The organism is Bacillus sp. LQ01, assembly GCF_057624735.1.
In genome coordinates this window covers 578,725-600,044 of record NZ_JBYEZL010000002.1, presented here as the reverse complement: position 1 = coordinate 600,044, position 21,320 = coordinate 578,725, and the positions used below count along the sequence as shown (strand labels likewise).

The 21,320-nt window shown below is 36.0% G+C and carries 19 protein-coding genes and 2 riboswitches; of the genes, 5 read left to right on the top strand and 14 right to left on the bottom strand.

Annotated features, from left to right (window positions below):
• Together metH and AC22L0_RS15450 are read right to left on the bottom strand one after the other, a co-directional pair.
• Positions 1 to 3,399, bottom strand: a complete 3,399-nt coding sequence (gene metH / locus AC22L0_RS15455; RefSeq protein ID WP_097856094.1) for a methionine synthase — start codon at positions 3,397 to 3,399, stop codon at positions 1 to 3.
• Positions 3,399 to 5,231: a bifunctional homocysteine S-methyltransferase/methylenetetrahydrofolate reductase gene (locus tag AC22L0_RS15450; protein ID WP_087967314.1), complete on the bottom strand. Its 1,833-nt coding sequence runs from the start codon at positions 5,229 to 5,231 to the stop codon at positions 3,399 to 3,401. Before AC22L0_RS15450 ends, metH begins: the two co-directional genes overlap by 1 nt.
• A gap of 70 nt (positions 5,232 to 5,301) precedes the next feature.
• A riboswitch (SAM riboswitch) is annotated at positions 5,302 to 5,411 on the bottom strand.
• A 203-nt stretch (positions 5,412 to 5,614) separates the two neighbouring features.
• Positions 5,615 to 5,725: riboswitch (SAM riboswitch) on the top strand.
• A 94-nt stretch (positions 5,726 to 5,819) separates the two neighbouring features.
• On the opposite strand from AC22L0_RS15450, the gene metI reads away from it, so the two are divergent.
• The 4 genes from metI to AC22L0_RS15430 all read left to right on the top strand — a co-directional run bounded on the left by metI (position 5,820) and on the right by AC22L0_RS15430 (position 9,497).
• Positions 5,820 to 6,932, top strand: coding sequence for a cystathionine gamma-synthase/O-acetylhomoserine thiolyase (gene metI, locus AC22L0_RS15445; protein WP_061654477.1), 1,113 nt, complete (start codon positions 5,820 to 5,822; stop codon positions 6,930 to 6,932).
• Positions 6,929 to 8,092 carry a cystathionine beta-lyase gene (gene metC / locus AC22L0_RS15440; RefSeq protein WP_087967312.1) on the top strand — a complete coding sequence of 388 codons (1,164 nt, stop codon included), beginning with the start codon at positions 6,929 to 6,931 and terminating at the stop codon, positions 8,090 to 8,092. The genes metI and metC overlap by 4 nt, the downstream gene beginning before the upstream one ends.
• Before the next feature lie 168 nt (positions 8,093 to 8,260).
• Positions 8,261 to 8,773 carry a cysteine hydrolase family protein gene (locus AC22L0_RS15435; RefSeq protein ID WP_000350341.1) on the top strand — a complete coding sequence of 171 codons (513 nt, stop codon included), beginning with the start codon at positions 8,261 to 8,263 and terminating at the stop codon, positions 8,771 to 8,773.
• Between the two features lie 433 nt (positions 8,774 to 9,206).
• A complete protein-coding gene (locus AC22L0_RS15430; RefSeq protein WP_000894377.1) occupies positions 9,207 to 9,497 on the top strand; it encodes an ArsR/SmtB family transcription factor in 291 nt (96 codons plus the stop codon).
• Between the two features lie 142 nt (positions 9,498 to 9,639).
• On the opposite strand, the gene AC22L0_RS15425 is transcribed toward AC22L0_RS15430, so the two are convergent.
• Together AC22L0_RS15425 and AC22L0_RS15420 are read right to left on the bottom strand one after the other, a co-directional pair.
• Complete coding sequence (locus AC22L0_RS15425; protein WP_061654478.1) at positions 9,640 to 10,752, bottom strand: class I SAM-dependent methyltransferase; 1,113 nt, start codon at positions 10,750 to 10,752, stop codon at positions 9,640 to 9,642.
• 9 nt (positions 10,753 to 10,761) lie between these two features.
• Positions 10,762 to 11,391: an MBL fold metallo-hydrolase gene (locus tag AC22L0_RS15420; protein ID WP_000871233.1), complete on the bottom strand. Its 630-nt coding sequence runs from the start codon at positions 11,389 to 11,391 to the stop codon at positions 10,762 to 10,764.
• 170 nt (positions 11,392 to 11,561) lie between these two features.
• Here AC22L0_RS15420 and AC22L0_RS15415 point away from each other — a divergent pair, with 170 nt between their 5' ends.
• Positions 11,562 to 11,735, top strand: a complete 174-nt coding sequence (locus AC22L0_RS15415) for a DUF2759 domain-containing protein (protein WP_000524852.1) — start codon at positions 11,562 to 11,564, stop codon at positions 11,733 to 11,735.
• An 80-nt stretch (positions 11,736 to 11,815) separates the two neighbouring features.
• Here the strand turns inward: AC22L0_RS15415 and glcK are convergent, their stop codons facing one another.
• The 10 genes from glcK to AC22L0_RS15365 form a co-directional block, all read right to left on the bottom strand.
• Positions 11,816 to 12,799 carry a glucokinase gene (gene glcK, locus AC22L0_RS15410; protein ID WP_000391701.1) on the bottom strand — a complete coding sequence of 328 codons (984 nt, stop codon included), beginning with the start codon at positions 12,797 to 12,799 and terminating at the stop codon, positions 11,816 to 11,818.
• A 19-nt stretch (positions 12,800 to 12,818) separates the two neighbouring features.
• Positions 12,819 to 13,019, bottom strand: a complete 201-nt coding sequence (locus AC22L0_RS15405) for a YqgQ family protein (RefSeq protein WP_000253699.1) — start codon at positions 13,017 to 13,019, stop codon at positions 12,819 to 12,821.
• Between the two features lie 103 nt (positions 13,020 to 13,122).
• Positions 13,123 to 13,701, bottom strand: a complete 579-nt coding sequence (locus AC22L0_RS15400; protein ID WP_000642751.1) for a 5-formyltetrahydrofolate cyclo-ligase — start codon at positions 13,699 to 13,701, stop codon at positions 13,123 to 13,125.
• Between the two features lie 104 nt (positions 13,702 to 13,805).
• Entirely contained in the window at positions 13,806 to 13,955 is a 150-nt protein-coding gene (rpmG, locus tag AC22L0_RS15395) for a 50S ribosomal protein L33 (RefSeq protein ID WP_001265616.1), read from the bottom strand.
• Positions 13,956 to 14,024: 69 nt separating this feature from the next.
• Positions 14,025 to 16,379, bottom strand: a complete 2,355-nt coding sequence (locus AC22L0_RS15390; protein WP_000679343.1) for a sugar phosphate nucleotidyltransferase — start codon at positions 16,377 to 16,379, stop codon at positions 14,025 to 14,027.
• Between the two features lie 340 nt (positions 16,380 to 16,719).
• Positions 16,720 to 17,376 carry a phosphate signaling complex protein PhoU gene (phoU, locus tag AC22L0_RS15385; RefSeq protein ID WP_000251243.1) on the bottom strand — a complete coding sequence of 219 codons (657 nt, stop codon included), beginning with the start codon at positions 17,374 to 17,376 and terminating at the stop codon, positions 16,720 to 16,722.
• 291 nt (positions 17,377 to 17,667) lie between these two features.
• Entirely contained in the window at positions 17,668 to 18,483 is an 816-nt protein-coding gene (gene pstB / locus AC22L0_RS15380) for a phosphate ABC transporter ATP-binding protein (RefSeq protein WP_087967308.1), read from the bottom strand.
• A 28-nt stretch (positions 18,484 to 18,511) separates the two neighbouring features.
• Positions 18,512 to 19,378: a phosphate ABC transporter permease PstA gene (gene pstA / locus AC22L0_RS15375; RefSeq protein WP_001242557.1), complete on the bottom strand. Its 867-nt coding sequence runs from the start codon at positions 19,376 to 19,378 to the stop codon at positions 18,512 to 18,514.
• Position 19,379: 1 nt separating this feature from the next.
• Positions 19,380 to 20,330: a phosphate ABC transporter permease subunit PstC gene (gene pstC / locus AC22L0_RS15370; protein ID WP_000940914.1), complete on the bottom strand. Its 951-nt coding sequence runs from the start codon at positions 20,328 to 20,330 to the stop codon at positions 19,380 to 19,382.
• Between the two features lie 27 nt (positions 20,331 to 20,357).
• Positions 20,358 to 21,275 carry a PstS family phosphate ABC transporter substrate-binding protein gene (locus AC22L0_RS15365; RefSeq protein WP_000871823.1) on the bottom strand — a complete coding sequence of 306 codons (918 nt, stop codon included), beginning with the start codon at positions 21,273 to 21,275 and terminating at the stop codon, positions 20,358 to 20,360.
• Between the last annotated feature and the right edge of the window lie 45 nt (positions 21,276 to 21,320).

Below are 21,320 nucleotides of genomic sequence, written 5' to 3'. Positions count from 1 at the left end.
CTATAATACACTAAAATATCTTGCCTCAGGGTGAGAAAATACCATAGCCGTTACGGACGCTTCTGGCTCCATCATGAATCCTTCTGTTAATGAAATACCTATTTCCTCTGGATGAATTAAGCGAAATAGCTTTTCTTGATCTGCAAGTTCTGGACACGCCGGATAACCAAATGACACTCGTATTCCTCTATATTTCGTACGGAAACGTTCTTCCATCGTCAGTTCAGGTGAGTCCGGAATGCCCCAGCGGTCACGAATGAGCATATGTGTTTTTTCAGCAAGTCCTTCCGCTAATTCAAGCGCTAACGATTGAATGGCATGACTACGTAAGTAATCACCTTTCGCCTTCCACTCTTCAGCAATGTCCCGAACTCCTTCCCCAACCGTAACAGATAAGAAAGCAACATAGTCCATCTCATCTCCTATTGGGCGCAAATAATCACCTAAAGTACGATAGGGAGCCTTTCCTTGTCTAGGGAATGTGAAACGCTCTATAACACGCGTATGATCTTCTGGATCATATATTACAATGTTTTGTCCGTCGCTTTGCGCTGGGAAAAATTGATACACTGCTTTCGGCTTTAACCAAGATTGTCCTTCCTGCAATAATTCATCTATTAAATCATTTAATTCATGTGCTCTCTTATCTCCCTCTTTCAAAAGCTTCTTCACATTTCCTTTTAATCCAAGGTGATGCCCAAGTAGCATTTGTCTATTTAAAAATGGAGCGAGATGAAGGGCCGGAATATCGCGTAATACAATTCGTTTTGTTGAATCAGGCACGATAACTTCAGCCTTCGGTAATGGCTCAATTACTGCTGGAATTTCTACTTTCTTCTCCTCTTTTTTTACGATATGAAGATGACGTTCTTTTTTATCCTGTTTCATCTTCTCACGCTCTTCTTCTTTTTGAAGCTTATTAATAATATCGAGCCCCGTCATCGCATCACTCGCATAACAAACGAGCCCTTTATATGATGGTGAAATCCGATTATCTGTAAACTTTCTCGTTAACGCTGCACCACCTACAACAATGGGAACATCAATATTTGCCGCTTTTAAATCTTCAGCAGTCGTTACCATTTGTTGCGCTGATTTTACTAATAAACCGGAAAGCCCTATAATATCCGGCTTCTTTTCTTGTACTTCTTGAACAATTCGATCCGAACGTACATTAATTCCTAAATTAATAATCTCATATCCGTTATTTGCTAAAATAATTTCAACGAGATTTTTCCCAATATCATGCACGTCACCTTTTACAGTTGCTAATAATACTTTCCCTTTTTTCGCACTATCACTAGATTCCATATGTGGCTCTAAATAGCTTACAGCAGCTTTCATACTTTCAGCACTTTGCAATACTTCAGCAACAATAAGTTCATTATTATTAAATAGTCGTCCTACCTCATCCATCCCTTTCATAAGCGGACCGTTAATAATATCAAGAGGTTTTCTTCCTTCTTCAAGCGCAAGACTTAAATCCTCGTGTAATCCTTGTTTCGTACCTTCTACAATATAATTTGCTAGTCTTTCATCAAGCGTTAACGTTTCTTGCACAACGATATCTTTCTTTTTAGCAACTCGGTAAAAGTTTGTAAATTCTTCTAACGTCTCTTTCGTCGTTTCAAACAGTAGTGCATCTGCAAGGCGTTTTTCTTCCTCTGGAATCGACGCATAGCGTTCTAATTTTTCCGTATTCACAATCGCGTAATCTAACCCTGCTTTCGTAGCATGATATAAAAAGACTGAATTTAATACCTCACGTCCAGCCGGTGGTAAACCAAATGATATGTTACTTACCCCTAAAATCGTTAAACACTCTGGTAACGCTTCTTTAATAAGGCGAATTCCTTCTATAGTCGCTGCTGCTGAACCAATATATTCTTCATCACCTGTCCCTACCGGAAACACAAGTGCATCAAAAATAATATCTGACGGGCGTATCCCATACTTCTTTGTAAGTAATTCATAGCTTCTTTTCGCAATTTCTATCTTTCGCTCCGCACTAACCGCCATACCGTCTTCATCAATTGTTCCTACAACTATAGCAGCACCATACTTCTGAAGAAGCGGTGTCACTTTTTTAAATCGTTCTTCTCCATCTTCTAAATTAATTGAATTAATAACAGCTTTTCCTTGAATATAAGTAAGAGCTCGCTCCATCACATTTTCATCTGTTGAATCAATCATAATCGGTACTTTTAAAACTTTCGTAACTTCTGCTAAGAAGTTTTCCATATCTTCTATTTCATCGCGATCAGGATCTGCCATACAAATATCAATAATATGAGCATTTTTCTTCACTTGCGCTCTTGCCACTTCAGCAGCCTCTTCAAATTTCCCTTCTGCTACTAATCGTTTAAATTTACGTGACCCAATAACATTCGTTCTTTCACCTACAAATAACGGTCTCATAGACTCATCATATTGCAGTGCTTCTAATCCACTAATTCCATGTCCTTCTCTCTCATGATGGTCACGAGGCTTAAGAGATGCTAGCGCGGATTTCATTGCTTTTATATGTTCTGGTGTCGTGCCACAACAACCACCAATAATATTAACCCACCCTTCTTCAGCAAATCGCTTCACCTTTTCAGCAAGAGAAGATGGAGATTCATGATAATGTCCATCTTCATCAGGAAGACCTGCATTTGGATAACAAGAAATGTAACACTCCGATAAATCAGATAGTGAACGAATATGGTCCCTCATAAACTCCGGACCAGTCGCACAGTTTAACCCAACAGATAATGGTTTCATATGTTCTACTGATAAATAAAAAGCTTCAATTGTTTGCCCAGCCAGAGTCGTTCCCATTGGCTCAATCGTACCTGAAATCATAATAGGAACCGTTTTTTTCAGTTCTTCAAAAGCAGCTTGAATTCCAATATAAGCTGCTTTCACGTTACGCATATCTTGACTCGTCTCAACGAGTAATACATCAACTTCTCCTTTTAATAATCCTCGTGCCTGCCTTGTATAAGCCTCAATCAATTCTTCAAAAGTCACACCACCAGTAACACTAATTGCTTTCGTTGTTGGTCCCATCGCTCCCGCAACATATACTTCATTCCCGCTTTCTTTAACAGCTTGCTTCGCCAAAAGTGCTGCCTTTTCATTTAGTTCTTCATCTAAATGAGACAGCTCATAATCACTTAGTACAATATTCGTTGCCCCAAATGTATTTGTTTCAATAATATCCGCTCCAGCTTCAATATAAGCTTTATGAATCTTTAAAATAACGTCTGGTCTTGTTTCCACTAAATATTCATTACAGCCCTCGTACTCTTCTCCTCCGAAATCTTCAGCAGTTAAATCCTCTTGCTGAATCATTGTCCCCATTGCACCATCTAATATTAAAATGCTATTTTTCAATTTTTCTTCTATACACTTCATCAATTAATACCTTCTTTCACTTCTTGCTTTTCTCTTACATATTTAACAAGATGTTCTGTAATTTCATACTTTAAAAATGGTGTAATAAGATAAATACCATTAAAATATTTCATCGCTGCGTCGACCAATTCTTGTGAAATGCGAATCCCTTCCTCAATTGCTGCCTCTTTCGTTTCATGTCCATCCATTCTCTCTCTTATTTCTTCAGGAAGAGTAATACCCGGCACCTCAAAATGAAGAAAATCTGCATTCCGCTTACTTACTAACGGCATAATTCCAATAAAAATAGGTTGTTCCAAATGCTTTGTCGCTTCATACACTTCTTCAATTAACTTGATATCGTAAATTGGCTGAGTTAAAAAATACTCCGCTCCAGCATCTATTTTTCGTTCCATTCGCTTAACTGCTGCTTTTAAGTGCCTCACGTGAGGATTAAATGCGCCGCCTACAGAAAACCTTGTCGCCGGTCCAATTGATTTCCCTAAAATTGAACGTCCATCGTTCATTTCTTTAATCATTTTAATAAGCTCAATAGAGGATAAATCATATACAGAAGTGGCACCGGGAAAATCACCAACGCGCGCTGGATCACCAGTTAAAGCTAACACTTCTTCCATCCCTAACGCCGATAAACCTAACAAATGAGATTGTAGTCCAATGACGTTATGATCTCTACACGTTAAATGCGTCAATACTGGGATATCATGCTTCGTTAATAACGCACCCATCGCCATATTAGAGACACGAGGCGATGCTAATGAATTATCTGCTAGAGTAATAGCATCTGCTCCCGCTCTTTTTAACGCTCTTGCTCCTTCAAAAAAACGCTGTGTATCTAACGTTTTCGGTGGATCTAATTCCACTACAACTGTCGTTTGTTTTTTTGCTTTCTCTGCTAGAGTGACGTGAGCCTTCGAACGTTCCTCATGCGTATGAACGACTTTTGGCCTTTGAATCGTTTCTTTTTCTATTACAGGGGTAATATTCGCAACAGCGCGCTTCATACTTTGAATATGTTCTGGAGTCGTACCACAACAGCCACCCAATAACCGAATACCTTGCTCAATAAATTTCGGTGTCATTGCTTCAAAATAAGCTGGACTTCCCTCATATACGTAACGTCCCTCTACATAATTCGGGAGACCTGCATTTGGGTATGCTGATAAATAGCCATTTTGCGGAATCGATATCATTTTGAAAGCTTCCGTCATATGAAGCGGCCCCAGTTGACAATTCAATCCAACAACATTTGCACCGTAATCTATAAACTGCTTTAATATTTCATTGACATCATTTCCATTTTGAGTCGTACCTGCTTCATGTAACGCTAATTGCGCAACAATCGGAATATTCGTTTGCTTACGCAACACTTTAACAGCATGAAGTAATTCAAATTCATCATAAAAAGTTTCTAATAGTAATCCATCAACCTGTTCTTCTAGTAAAGACCCCGCCTGTTCAAGTAACATAAACTCCCTTTCCATATCAGTCGTTGTAACAGCTCCGATATGTTTCATACCACCAATTGTTCCTAAAATTGCATTTTTATCTGTCACAGATGCTTTCGCCAATTTCACTGCCGCTCTATTAATTTTTGTAACTTGATTTTCTAAACCATACATACGTAATTTCGCCTCATTTGCTCCATACGTATTCGTTTGAATTACATCTGCTCCAGCAGCTACATATTGTTTATGAATGGATATAATTAGATCTGGATCAGATACGTTCAATTCTTCAAAGCTACTTTGCAAACCATGTGAATGCAATAACGTTCCAACCGCACCATCACCTATTACAATTCCTTTTGATAATAAATCTAGTAATTTCACGAATCTCCCTCATTTCTATCAATATAAAAACCCCCTCTTCACTTTGAAGAGGGGGACATAATTGTTCCTCCTCTTATTATGCAAAACATTCGTTTTGCAGGTATTAGCACCGTTTCAAACATTTCGTTTGAAGGTTGCCGGGTTTCACAGGGCCTTTCCCTCCACCGCTCTCAATAAGAGTTGTCTTTATTATTTTATTTATGTAGCTAAAAGGAAATGCGTTCCCCTTTTAACAATGTTTGTTAATTTTTTAATAAATTTAGCATGCACAAAATTAAAAGTCAATGACACTTGCGGAAAAATAAAAATTATTTAAAATAAAGTTGCAATTCAATTATCTTTTATTGTAAAGTTAAAAACATAATAAAAATTTCATACGAACATTCTTATCTAGAGAGGTAGAGGGACTGGCCCTGTGACGCCTCAGCAACCATTAACATTTTGTTAATAAGGTGCTAATTCCAGCAAATTGTGAAAGATTTGACAGATGAGAAGAAGACTCTATTCAAACCGAAAGCCTTCTTCTTAGAAGGCTTTTTTTATTTTATATTCACTTAATGTTTCAATTTAAAAAGGAGGAATTTTCACATGTCAACAATCGAAACAAAACTAGCACAAATCGGAAATCGTAGTGAAACTACAACTGGAACGGTTAATCCACCAGTTTATTTCTCAACCGCTTATCGCCACGAAGGAATTGGTAAATCTACTGGCTTTGACTATTCACGAACTGGCAATCCAACTCGCGGTCTTTTAGAACAGGCGATCGCAGACTTAGAATATGGCGAAAAAGGTTATGCCTGTAGTTCAGGGATGGCGGCTGTTCTCCTCGTCCTTTCTCTATTCCGCTCTGGAGACGAACTTATTGTATCTGAAGATTTATACGGGGGAACGTATCGATTATTTTCTGAGCATGAAAAAAAGTGGAATGTTCGATGTAGATACGTAAATACACAGTCTATTAAACAAATTGAGCAAGCTATCACAACTGAAACGAAGGCTATTTTCATAGAAACTCCAACTAATCCATTAATGCAAGTTACTGATATTGCTGCTGTCGCAACTGTAGCGAAAAGGCACGGACTACTTCTTATTGTAGACAACACATTCTACACACCTTATATACAGCAACCATTAACAGAAGGTGCTGACATTGTACTTCATAGCGCAACGAAATATTTAGGGGGACATAACGATGTACTAAGCGGGCTTGTCGTTGCAAAAGGAAAGGAACTTTGCGAGGAAATCGCTCATTATCATAATGCATCAGGTGCAGTTTTAAGCCCATTTGACTCATGGTTATTAATTCGCGGTATGAAAACGTTAGCGCTTCGCATGAGACAACATGAAGAAAATGCGAAAGCAGTTGTTGCGTATTTAAATGATGAAGACGGGGTGACAGATGTATTTTATCCAGGAAGAGGCGGCATGATTTCATTCCGCCTTAAAGATGAAGCTTGGATTAATCCATTCTTACAATCTTTATCCTTAATTACATTTGCCGAAAGTCTTGGTGGTGTAGAAAGTTTAATGACTTATCCAGCAACGCAAACACATGCTGATATTCCTGAAGAAATTAGAACAGCAAACGGCGTATGCAATCGTCTTCTTCGATTCTCAGTTGGCATTGAAAATAGTAACGATTTAATTCAAGACTTAAAGCAAGCCATTAAACTCGTAAAAGAAGGTGTAAGAATATGAGCTATTCTATAGATACACTCTTACTACACAACCAATATAAACATGACTCGCAAACAGGCGCTGTGAACGTTCCTATTTATAACACATCAACTTTTCACCAGTTTGATGTAGATACGTTCGGAAAATATGACTATAGCAGGTCAGGAAATCCAACTCGTGAAGCTCTTGAAGATATCGTTGCTTTATTAGAAGGCGGAACAAAAGGATTCGCCTTTGCATCAGGCATTGCAGCGATTTCCACTGCATTCCTCCTTCTTTCACAAGGTGATCACGTACTCATTTCAGAAGATGTGTACGGAGGCACTTACCGAGTGATAACTGAGGTACTCTCCCGTTACGGTGTTTCACATACATTTGTTGATATGACCAATTTAGAAGAAATAAAACAAAACATGAAACCAAATACAAAGCTCTTTTATGTAGAAACACCTTCTAACCCACTTTTAAAAGTGACAGATATTCGCGAGGTTTCTAAACTCGCAAAATCTATTGGCGCTCTTACTTTTGTTGATAATACATTTTTGACACCACTATTCCAAAAACCACTTGAACTTGGAGCTGATGTCGTTCTTCATAGTGCTACAAAATTTATTGCTGGTCATAGTGATGTTACTGCCGGATTAGCAGTAGTAAAAGATGCAGAACTCGCTCAAAAGCTTGGATTTTTACAAAATGCATTCGGTGCTATTTTAGGACCTCAAGATTGTTCTCTCGTACTTCGCGGTCTAAAAACATTGCACGTACGCCTCGAGCATTCAGCTAAAAATGCCAATAAAATCGCACATTATTTACAAGAGCACGCTAAAGTACAAAATGTCTATTATCCGGGATTACAAACACATCTCGGATTTGATATTCAACAATCTCAAGCAACATCAGCTGGAGCGGTCTTATCGTTTACTTTGCAGTCAGAAGATGCACTCCGCCAATTTTTATCAAAAGTAAAATTACCTGTTTTTGCAGTTAGTTTAGGAGCTGTAGAGTCAATTCTTTCTTATCCAGCAAAAATGTCACATGCAGCACTGTCGCAAGAAGCTCGTGATGAAAGAGGAATCTCTAATTCATTACTTCGGTTATCAGTCGGTCTTGAAAATGTTAACGATTTAATATCCGATTTTGAAAATGCCCTTTCTTATGTAGAAGAACCTGTAAATGCATAGAGAAAAAGAAGATATGAGATTAGGTTTTCATATCTTCTTTTTCTGCGTTTTAGTTATATTCATTTGAATTTCTTCTTTTCTTATAGTCCATAAAAAAATAAAAGTATATCATCTATTTCTAAATAATGGATTAATTGATATATTAAGAAATAAAAAGGGGTGAAAATAATGGATATTTGTTCAGATATTTTAATCGTTATCGATTTACAAAATGGCGTATGTTATAGCGAGGAGCATTTATTTGATTTACAGAACTTACTAACAAAAGTAAATAAAAGAATTTATTCATACAGAAAATTAAATAAACCAATCCTTTTTGTTCAACATTGTGATGATGATTTAGTACCCGAGAAAGAACTTTGGGCTATTCATACCGATCTAGATGTTCAAGAACAAGATTTTTTTGTAAGAAAAACACATGCAAATTCATTTTATAAAACAAACTTAAAAGAAATTTTAGATCAATTATCTGTAAATTGCATTGAATTTTGTGGCGCCCAAACAGAGTACTGTATGGATGCTACGATTAAGTTTGCCCACGGACTAGGATACGAAAACTTTATGGTACAGAAAACAACCTCTACGTTGAATAATCCTTTTATGTCCGCAAAAGAGACAATTGATTTTTATGAGAACATATGGAATCACAGGTTTTTAACGTTGCTAAAAGATGAATTTTAGAATAAATGACTAATGACTTGATCATCCTAAGATTTATCAGCCGTAAGCAAATATTTCATTATCACCATAAAGAAGCGAATTACATTCAGCTTCTTTTCTTTTAACCTGTTTTATATTCTATATATATCATTATAATTCCTTTGTCATATTATTTTAAAAATTTCGTATATTCATTTGAAAGAATAAGAAAATCATGATAAAATTGTGTTACAAATATATCTATATCTTTCAATTTTTAAAACGCATCGAAATTTTCACCCAAAAATGTCATTTTACAAAAACATGCTAATTTACCTATTTTATTTACATCAGGGTCTCTTTTCTTACAATTTCTTTACTTTAGGACTTTTTTTCTGCAACAACTATTTTCTTTTCTTTAAATTTTTGGTATGTATAGTATGGTATAATAGCTCACACGGAGGTGGAAAAGAACATGTTAGAAACCTTTCAAAAAGAATTAGAACTATATGAAAGTAATGCAGAATTATTAAAAGTGCTAGCTCATCCTGTTCGTTTATGTATCGTAAAAGGATTAATCGAGCGCGGTCCAAGCAACGTTTCTACAATGTATACTGGCTTAAACATGCCACAATCTACAATTTCACAGCATTTAGCAAAATTAAAAAGCGCTAAAATCGTTTCTAGTGAAAGAAAAGGATTGGAAATTTATTACAAAGTAGAGAATGAAACAATCATTCAACTCGTTCGCGTATTATTAGGTTAGGGACTAATAATCGAAGAAAAAGAACGTATTCTATATTTTTCATCTCATATCTTTAATATAAATATATATCATGAGAGGAAATATATAATACTACATAAGTCGTATTAAAAAACAAGACACAGTATATACTGTGTCTTGTTTTTTATATTGTTACATATCGATCCAAATGTAAATGTTGCATATCTTTTGTATGTATAACAACATCAAATGCACTCCCTACTCCTCCATTCAAAATCATAGAACGAACGGCTCGATTTTGTTTTTGCGTTTCAGAAAAAGGATTCATATCTTGATGGCTCGTAAGCTGTTCTAATATCCCTGCAGCTAACAAGAACTCAGATTGTTTCTTATGCCATACTGCACTCATTCCTTGCATACTAAACATCTCCTTTAGCTCGTCCCAATGAATATGAGTAGTAAGATCCATTTCACCTGGATGCGCTAGTGGGTTACGTATTAGCTTATGCTGATAATACCCTCGCAAACTTCCTTCACGGTGTGCTGGATGCATCCATTCTTCTTTTGTGTATCCGTAATCAACTGTAATACATATACCTTTTTGAAACCATTTCGCAATTTCTTTTATATACTCCTCCATCACAATTGGTACTTCAAAACGTTGCCCTTCAGCAATATAAATATTATATTTCAATAAATAGCGACCAATTCTTTTATCTAACGGCCTACATACTTCTGAAAGGTTTCCTTCCTCTGTATATGTAATACGTACTTCATACAACATACCATTTCTTTTCTCAATTATTTCAACAGGAAATGCATCAAACAACTCATTCGAAAAAAGAATTCCCTCGAAAGAATCTCCCATTTCACTATAGGAGGTATAGTACGATACATTAGAAAATGAGCCAAGGTGCTCCTGCTGTAATTTTCTATGAAAAGGGCTCACTTCAATCATTGAATAGTTTAAATCAATAAAGGTTTTTGGAGATAATTGCTTCCATTCTTGTAAAACATCATAGGCAAACTTCCCTGTTCCTCCGCCAATTTCACAAATATTCGGAGCAACTTCACCATTTTCAACAAGACGAATAAAAAGTTTAGCAAAAGTTTTTGCAAACACAGAGGATACGTTGCTACTTGTAAAAAAATCCCCTTGTCTTCCAATCTTTTCACGTTCTTTCATATAATATCCATGACCTTCTGTATACAATACAAGGTTCATATACGTACTATATGAAATTGAATAATCCTTTTCTTTCCCCATCCATTCTCTTAAAATGAGCTCCATTCCCATAATGACTCCTTATTGTAAAAACGGATTATTTTCTTTTTCAAAGCCAATGCTTGTTTCTGGACCATGTCCACATAAAACCGCTGTTTCATCTGGTAATACAAATAATTTCTCTTCAATACTTCCAATTAATTCAGCGAAACTTCCACCAGGTAAATCTGTTCTTCCAATGCTCATTTGGAACAATACATCTCCTGAGAATACAGCATTCGCCTCTTTACTATAATAAGAAATACTTCCTGGAGAATGTCCTGGTGTCTCAAAAATTTCAAAATTAAATGATCCAATTGTTAATGTACCTTCTGCATCAATAATATGATCCGCTGGTTTTGCTGTAATACTGCGGTTCATCATAAAAATTTGAGAGCCGTTTACAGTTGCATCTCCTAACCAATCTGCTTCTTCTTTATGTACGTACACAGGAATATGAAAAGTGTCTCTTACCGCATCAACAGCACCGATATGATCAAAGTGAGCATGTGTTAATAAAACAGCTAATGGTTTTAATTGTTCTTCTTGTAAATATGTAACGAGCTTTTCACCTTCATGACCAGGGTCAAAGATAATGCACTCTTTTTGATCGTTCATTAAAATATAAGCATTTGTTTGTAATGGGCCTAACGGCATTTGTATCCATTTCATATGAAAATCTCCTCCAGTTATTAAACTTACTTTTAATGATACAACATTTCTTTCTCTGAGGAAAAGAAAGGATGCTATCTCGACAATCATTTTTAAAACATGTACAATATAAAAGAGTAAATATTCCAAAAACTCATAATAAGAAATGGGTAGACAGAGGAGGATATTGTATGGGCCTTGTTATTATTTTTACACTTGTCACTCTGTTAGCTGTATTTGCTACGCTTAGAACACTTCGTGAAAAAAACTTTTTCGCGAGCGGCTTTGCAATTGCAACTGTACTCGTTTTCGGATGGTTTACGATCATGACTGTTCTATATAACGGGTATCCACCAGCAGCTTAATTCGTTTACACTTTATTCTTCATCGAGATTTCACACAAAAAGAGGAAGGGTTCCCCCTTCCTCTTTTCATATTTCACAACTTATATCATCTTCGCTTCGTATTTGTGCTTTTTTACAAGCCAAGCTCCTCCGATAACACCTGCATCATTACCAAGTGTTGCAATAGCTAACTTCGTGCTCTTTACAGCACGTGAGAAAGCGTATTGCTCGAAATAGCGTTGAATTGGTTCTAATAGCGCATCTCCAGCTTTAGACACGCCTCCACCAATAACAATTTTCTCTGGGTTCAATGTACTAGAAAGGTTCGCTACAGCTAATCCTAAATAAGAGGCTACTTTTTCTACTACTTCACCTGCTAATTCATCACCTTGTCCAAGTGCTTCAAAGACATCTTTTGATGTAATACGTCCTTCTTCAGCTAACATAGAACGCAACATGCTCTCTTTATTAGTCTCTTGTATTTTTTGCATAGCAACACGTACAATACCTGTCGCAGATGCTACTGTTTCTAAGCAACCAGACTTCCCGCAATTACATGGGAAAGCATTTTCTGTAACGACTGTAATATGTCCAATCTCACCAGCAGCACCACTCACGCCGTGTACAATCTCACCATTGGCGATTACACCACCACCAACGCCCGTACCAAGTGTCATACAGATTAAATCTTTTGCACCTTCACCAGCACCTTTCCACATTTCACCAAGCGCTGCTAAGTTTGCATCATTATCAATAACAACAGGTAATCCTGTTTCTACTTCTAATAAATCTTTTAGCGGATAGTTTTTCCATCCTAAATTAACCGCTTCATAAATCATTCCAGACGCCACATGTACAGGACCAGGAGCTCCCATACCAATACCAATTAACTTGCTCTTCAATTCGCCTAATTCTTCTAGCTTTTTATCAATTGCTTTCGCAACATCAAGTGTAATATGTTTTCCTTGCTCACCTGTATTCGTAGGGATTTCCCACTTATGTAAAATTTCACCGTACACATTAATAAATGCTAATTTAATCGTTGTACCACCAAGGTCAACACCAACTAACCATTTCTCTTCCATGTTGCTTACCTACCTTTATCTAATTCTTATTTAGCTCTTTTTGAATTTCTTGCTTCAATAAAAATAAAGCTGTTTGATAGTCTTGTGGATCGATTAGCTGTGATTGATTTAATTCACGCAATTCATCTTGCATTAATTGTAAATCTGCAATTCGATCTCCCGTATAAATAATCGTACCAAATTTCTTTAGCAATTGCTGAATATCATAAATAGATACCATTTCATCACCCTCTATGCTCACTTACTATAAAAAATTATAATAAGAAAACGTTCACATATTTTATTATAATCAAGAAGAAAAAGTCTCGTCAATTTTTATTTGTCTATACAAGCTTATTTGTAAGCAGTGTTCCTTTTTCTGTAATAATTTTTTCTATGTTTTTATCAAATGGCTCTACCGGAATGTGTTTTACCATTTGAAAATCATACGCTAATGACAGCGTTTTCCCTTTATAATGCACGAGATAACGATCATAATAGCCACCGCCGTACCCAATTCGCTCTCCTCGTTCTGTATAAGCTACGCCTGGGACAATTTGAAGATCAATTTCATCCATATTCACTTCTTCCGTAAGCCCGGGAATCGGTTCACGTAAATTCATATACACCGTTTCTAATTGATCAAAATTATTAATTTGCCGGAAGGACATCGTTCTTGTTCCTTTATTACACTTAGGAACTACAACTTTCTTTCCTTCTTCCCAAGCTTTTTCGATAATAGGATATGTATTCACTTCATTTTCCATTGAAAGAGTAATTCCAATTGTTTTAGCTTCAACCCACTCTTTTTGCGCATACAACGAAAATGCAATCTGTTCTGATAAAGTTGTATACTGTTCTTCTGATAAAGAATTCATGTGTTCTATTATTTGTTTACGCAAACGTACTTTCTCTGCTTTCACACATTCTCCCCCTTACAGTGACACTTTACTCTATGCTGATAGTGTATCACTTTTAACATAGGAATCGAATAAAAAAAGAAACAGTAGGAAAATATTCCTACTGCTTACTTTGTTTCACGGTGTAACGTAGACTTCTTGTCACGCTTGCAATACTTTTTAAGCTCGATACGCTCAGCGTTGTTACGTTTATTTTTCTTTGAGATATAGTTACGATCTCCGCATTCTGTACATGCTAGAGTAATATTCACACGCATTCTTATTTCCCTCCAGTACTAATAACTTAAATCAGACTATACTATAATACCACTTTTAAAATAAAAATTCTACACCTTTTGATATTGTCTAATTTTTTCTATAAGATTTTTCATATTTTCCCTTGCTATTACTGGGTTTCTAGCATGTGAATACACCAAAAATTTTGGTTGTTTTATGTCAGAAACGATATAAGACCACTCTTTTTCAGTATATTTGAACTGCACTCCTTCAAATATCCCTTCTCCCTTCCTTTCTATATCATCCAATAATTTCCTCATAATTTCCCCTTTTTCATTCCATGAACATACCACTTCATCATAAAGTAAATAGAGCGGAGGTGATTGCTCTACTATGCTGAGAAACGTTTTTCCTTGCAATGCTATTAGCTCGAATAATTTTCCAATCCGATATAAAATATCTCGCTTCCACCTCACTTGAAACGATTTTCTTTCATCCTGCGTATAAAATAGAAGATAACATTCTCCTAACTTCAAAGACATTGGGTAAATATTTCCTGTCGATTCGAGCAAGAAATCTGGAATATCTACCTCTTCAAAATCTGTACCTTGGTAAATATTACTATGTTTATCGTATAACTCGAAATGATTTCCTTTCTCCGAAAACATAAGAGCCATATTCGCTTTACTTGATTTCATCAAAGCTTTCACATGATCTTTTTGTTCGCTTGCATAAATCCATGTAACTGTACAACCAAGTCTTTGCAGAAAGAGCATAAGTAAATGTTGCAACGTATCATTTCTCTTATTAATAAGAAGATGAAACTTCTGCATCTGTATTTTCTCGATATCAATATGCTCCAATATAACTTCTATATACTCATTCATAGAAACATGAACGAGCTTATTACGCCCCATTTCTTTCTCCTGCACGTAATAAAACAATTCGGACATATATATTTGTTCTATCTCTTTTTGCTGCTTATACGTTAACGGCATGCCAGCTTGACCGTATAACTTTATAACAATCTCATTCTCATTCTCCACTTGAATGAAAACACCACCTGCACATTGCAAATGATGAACACTATATTGAAAAAGTGACTCGTTCATTTCTTTACATTCCATCGTATGAATCCCTATACCATGAATAGCATGTAAAAATAAATTTTTATAAGAGGTTGTTTCTATATTTTCTTGACTTCCAATTAATATACTTTCTCCTTTTTCAAAAAGAGAACCATACGCCATCGCAATCTTCACGATAAACTGGGGAGTAATTTCAACATTCCCTCTTCCTACAATGCGGCTTTTTTGTAACCACCCTGCACTCATTTCACTCTCTTGAATACCAGCCGCTCCTACTATCGAATGACTATCAATCGCCTTATAAGGCCATAGTTTTCCTTTTTGCTTAATTACCGTACTTCTCCCGATATGACAGTGATCCGCTACAACACTTTTTTGAAACAGTGTAACATCATCTTCAACTATTGTACGCTCTCCTATTGTCGTTTCTAATAGTTCACAATACTTCCCAATGTGGGCATTCGCAAAAACAATACTTTTTTGAAGATGAGAATAACTTGAAACGATACTATTTTTCCCAATAATAGAATATGGCTCAATTACAGCTCCTGTACCAATCTTTGCTCCTTCTCCAATAAAAGAGGGGCCATGAATTTTCGTCCCTTTACCAATCGTCACCCCTTCCCCCATCCATACCATAGGTAATACTTCTGTATAAGGAATAGGTACTTGTAACTTTTTCGTTAACAAATCAAATTGTGCTTGTCGATATTGATTAAATGTGCCGATATCTAACCAATAACCTTCTGACAAATATGCGAATAACAAATTTTTGTTTGCCAATAATGGAAACACATCATGACTGAAATCAAAAAATTGCCTAGGCGGTATGTAAGAAAAGATTTCTGGCTCCATAATATATATGCCTGTATTCACAACATTAGATACTACCTCATTCCAGCCCGGCTTTTCTATATATCGTGTAACCTCCTGGTTTTTATTCATTACAACCAATCCAAATGAGAGTGGATTTTCTACTTCTTTCACAAACATTGTTACCATTCTTTTCTTTTGTTCATGAAACCTAATTCCTTCTGATAATTGAAAGTCAGTTAATGCATCCCCGCTTATCACAACAAATGTTTCATCTAAAAATTGTTCTGCTTGTTTAATACTCCCTGCTGTGCCAAGCGGAGGAGAGTCTTCAAAATAATACAAGTTAACTCCCCATTTACTACCGTCACCAAAATATTGCTTAATGGTCGTACTCATATATTGAACAGTAATTGCAATTTCACGAATACCATGCTGACGTAATAACTCAATATTATATTCTAAAACTGGTTTTTCTAATAATGGTAACATCGGCTTTGGAGTATTGCATGTTAATGGTCTAAGGCGTCTTCCTTTTCCTCCAGCTAAAATAACCCCCTTCATATACTTCAGCCTCCACTTATATAATGTTCAGTAACTCCATATACCATATGTATATTCCCTATCCCACATGAACTAGCAGCATAAACTTGATTAGTTAAACAAATCCTCATTTAGAAGACCATATAATTAAATTTCTCACCTATAAAAACGTATGTTTCAAACAACAAGAAAGCGCTTACTATAAATTGGTAAATAATACTTATTAACGACAAACATATATACTAATTTTTCCATTACATTATGATACATCTTATCATCATAAACTAAAGGAAACAACGAGCTTTTTTTGTCATGTTTTGACTAAAAAAAGCAGGTGATTTCTCATCACCTGCTTTTATTCCTACTCATTCAATAAATAATGCTTTCCTTTTACTAAATAAAAGACATTTTCAGCAATATTTGTAATATGATCTGCTACACGCTCAATATATCTCGCGACAAATGATAATTGTGTAATTTGCGTAATTGCTTCTGGTTGTTCCGGAACCGACGATATAAACTCACGAATTGCTTTTCCATATATTTCATCAACGGAATCATCCATTTCAGCAATTTGTTTCGCAAAAGTTAAATTTTCTTGTTCATATGCTTCTAACGCTAAATGCAACATCTCATTTGCAACCGCAAACATTTCATCCAGGTTGTGCAAACTAACAGCCACTTCTTTTTCCCCAAGACGAATTGTAGCCTTTGCAATATTAACAGCATGATCTGCAATACGCTCTAAATCTGTCGCTGTTTTAATTGAAATAAAAATCCTTCTTAAGTCACTTGCTACAGGTTGCTGCTTCGTAATGAGCATAAGCGCAAGATCGTTTATTTCCTCTTCTAAATTATCCATGCGGTAATCACCATCAATGACCTCTAACGCTTTCTCTACATCCCTTGTATGCAGACCTTCCATAGCCATCAATAAAGCCGCATTTGCTAATTCTCCAAGCTCGATCACCTTTTGCTGTAACGCTTTTAAATCACCTTGAAACTGTTCTCTTACCATTTTTCTTCCCCCTCAATATTATGTGCCATTATATAAAAGTGAAACTTTAATCAACCCTCATCAATCGGGATTTGATAGGCAGCAAGATCCCCTCCCTAACTTCTTTGCTTTCGCTAAATTTTAAGGTGGGGGTCTTACTGCCCGCAAATAGCGGGGTAAATCTCCTACATAGCCTCTTGCGCTTGTAATAAACCTTAAGATAAGGAGAAGTATTAGTTCTCTATTAACAGTAAGATAAAATAAGAAATGCCCTCTGTTAAGAGGGCACTTGCTCTTAGCTTTGAAACGATATCAACCAAAGCGACCTGTAATATAATCTTCTGTACGCTTATCTGAAGGAGTCGTAAATAATTTGTTTGTATCTGTATACTCCACAACTTCCCCGCTTAAGAAGAAAGCTGTTTTGTCTGAAATACGCGCTGCTTGTTGCATATTATGCGTTACGATAACAATACTAAAATCTTTCTTTAGCTCTTGAATTAATTCTTCTACTTTTAATGTTGAAATTGGGTCTAATGCCGATGTTGGCTCATCCATTAAAATAACGTCTGGCTCAATAGCTAAGCAGCGTGCGATGCATAGACGCTGTTGCTGTCCACCAGATAAACCGTATGCATTATCGTACAAACGATCTTTTAACTCATCCCAAATCGCTGCTCCACGTAAACTTTTTTCAACAATTTCATCTAATGTCTTTTTGTCACGAATACCATGGATTTTTGGACCATATGCTACATTCTCATAAATAGATTTTGGAAATGGATTTGGCTTTTGGAACACCATTCCTACATGCGTTCTTAATTCTTCAACTGGATATGATTTATCAAATATATTGCGTTCTCTATACTCAATTACACCTGTAGTTCGAACGATCGGTACTAATTCTACCATGCGATTTAATGTTTTTAAGTAAGTTGATTTACCACAGCCACTTGGACCGATAATGGCTGTAACTTCATTCTCATGAATACTTAAATTAATATCTTTTAAAGCATGGTCTTCCCCATACCATAAATTTAAGTTTTTCGTATCAAATACTACCTTCTTTGGCGCAGTCTCGATTTTCTCTTCGTTTTTCACCTGTACATTTACTACTGTTGCTACCATTTGAATTCCCCTTTCATCCATTTCCAACTTATTTTCGATTTCGTAACCATAAAACAAATATATTGATAAATAGCAACAAACCTAACAAAACAATCATCCCAGCTGCTGCTACATACTGAAATTCTTCTTGTGGCCTACTCATCCAATTAAAAATTTGAATTGGTAGAACTGTAAATCTATCAAACATACTAAATGGAACATAATTTGCAAACGCAAGTGCCCCAATAACTAATAGTGGTGCAGCTTCTCCAATTGCTCTTGATATCGCTAACGTACAGCCCGTTATAATCCCTGGGAAAGCATATGGCAATACAATTTGATACATCGTTTGCCACTTCGTAGCACCTAATCCGTAAGAACCCTCTAATAATACACTTGGTACTGATCGAATTGCTTCTTGACTCGCCACAACAACTGTTGGTAAAACGAGTAAACTCATCGTCAGCGCTGCTGCAACTATACTCTCTCCTAAATGAAGAGCATATACAAAAATAGTTAAACCAAGCAATCCAAATACAACGGATGGTACTCCTGCTAACGTTTGATTATTAATCTCTATTATTTTTTTAAATAGAGATTCCTTCGCATATTGCTCTAAATAAAGTGCTGTTCCAACTCCAAATATAAAAGAAACAGGTATAACAATACTCATAAATAATATTGTCCCTGACAAAGCTGCAGCAATACCAGCTTCTTTCGGATTACGTGAAGCGAAATTTGTAAAGAAATCTATTGAAAGATAACTTATACCTTTTTCAACAATTTGAAACAGTAACAAAAACAAAATTACGATTGAAAATAAAATTGCTATATAAAATAACAATTTGTAAATTCGATCTTTTAAAAAGCGTGATGCCATGTTTTTTTGTATTTTTTTATGATTCAACATTCGCATATTATGTCATCCTCCTAAAACGGCGCATAATAGACTGCGAAATGATGTTCATAATAAAGGTAAACAAAAATAACGTTGCACCTACAGCATACATGCTGTAATACGTAATCGTTCCATGCGGAGCATCACCTAAACTTACTTGCACAATATAGGCTGTTAACGTTTGAATTGAATGTGTCGGATCAAGCGATACATTTGGTGTGGATCCTGCTGCAATTACAACAATCATCGTTTCACCAATTGCACGAGAAGCCGCTAATATAATCGCTGCCATAATCCCTGTAAAAGCGGACGGAAACACCACTTGTTTTACCATTTCAAACCGCGTCGCTCCGAGTGCTAATGAAGCTTCTTTCGTCCCTTTCGCCACAGCTCTCATCGCGTCTTCAGATAGAGATGCAACTGTAGGCATCATCATAAATCCGATAACGATTCCTGGACTAATCGCATTAAAAAACTGCAAATCTGGTATAATCCTTTGTAAAAGCGGCGTAACAATTGTTAATGCAAAAAAACCATATACAATTGTCGGGATACCTGCTAATAGCTCTAACATCGGCTTTAATATTTTCCGTGCACTATTTGAAGCATATTCGCTTAAAAATACGGCACACGCTAAACCGATAGGAATTGCTACAAACATAGCGATTGCTGTTACAAGGAACGTTCCACATATGAGTGGTAATATACCGAATTTAGGGTCTTCAAAAAATGGTAACCATTCTTTCTCCGTCAAAAAGGAGTATAATGATATTTTTTGAAAAAACATGATTGTTTCATTAGAGAGCGTAAAAACAATTCCAAGTGTCGTCACAATAGAAACGCTAGCAATTATTTTTAGTAATAAAGGCACTATTCGATTGATTCGCTGCGTTTTTTTTCTTTGTTTTGTATTTCTTTCAATCAAATGTTGTACAGAAAATGTAATTTGACTTTTGTCATTATGAGCCAAAGATGAAAACCCCTTTCCACCCTGACATTACCTTTTTATTTCTGTTAACATACGCAGCTGTTCATTGTATTTTTCTTTTCGTAATTTTACATACCCGACCTCTTCAGCGAGGTTACCGACATGCTGAATCATAAACTCAACATAGTTTGCTACATTCATTTTATTTCGGATAGATGCATTATTCACATAAGCAAGTAGCGGCCTAGATAACGGCTTATACTTACCTGATTGAATGGTCTCTTTCGTCGGAAATACACCATTTACTTTTATTGCTTTCACCTTATCTCGATTAGCCATATAATAAGCATATCCTACAAAAGCAATGGCATGTTTATCATTCATTACCCCTTGCATAATAACTTGATCATCTTCAGACAAAGAGACTTTTTTTACAATGCGATGATTTTGTAAGATGACATTTTGAAAATAATCATACGTACCAGAGTCTACGCCTGGTGCATAAAACTTCACTTGTTCACGTGGCCATGTTGAATGAATTTGTGACCATCGCTTCTCTCTTCCATCTTCACTCCAAAGTAGTCGTAACTCGTCTACTGACATATCGTCTACCCATGTATTATGGCGATTCACAACAATCGTAAGACCGTCGTTAGCAACCTCAAAAGGTGTGAACTGAATAGAGTTTTTCTTCATTTCATTTTTCTCGACTTGTTTCATTACTCTCGAAGCATTATTTATATCTACTTCTCCTTTACTGAAACGATTAAATCCTCCCCCAGTTCCAGAAATACTGATGGAAATTTTCACGTCTGGATGCACCTTTGTATATTCCTCCGCTACTGCTTCTATAATAGGAAAAACCGTTGAGGATCCATCAACTCTCACTTCTCCCGTATCATTTAAAGCAAATGCAGTAGACATTTCAAAACAGAGGAACCATATTGATAATACGAAAATCTTAATCGGTGTACGCATCCATTTCACGTGTTCTTCCTCCTAGAAGTAACCGGAAATAACAGGATTACAGAT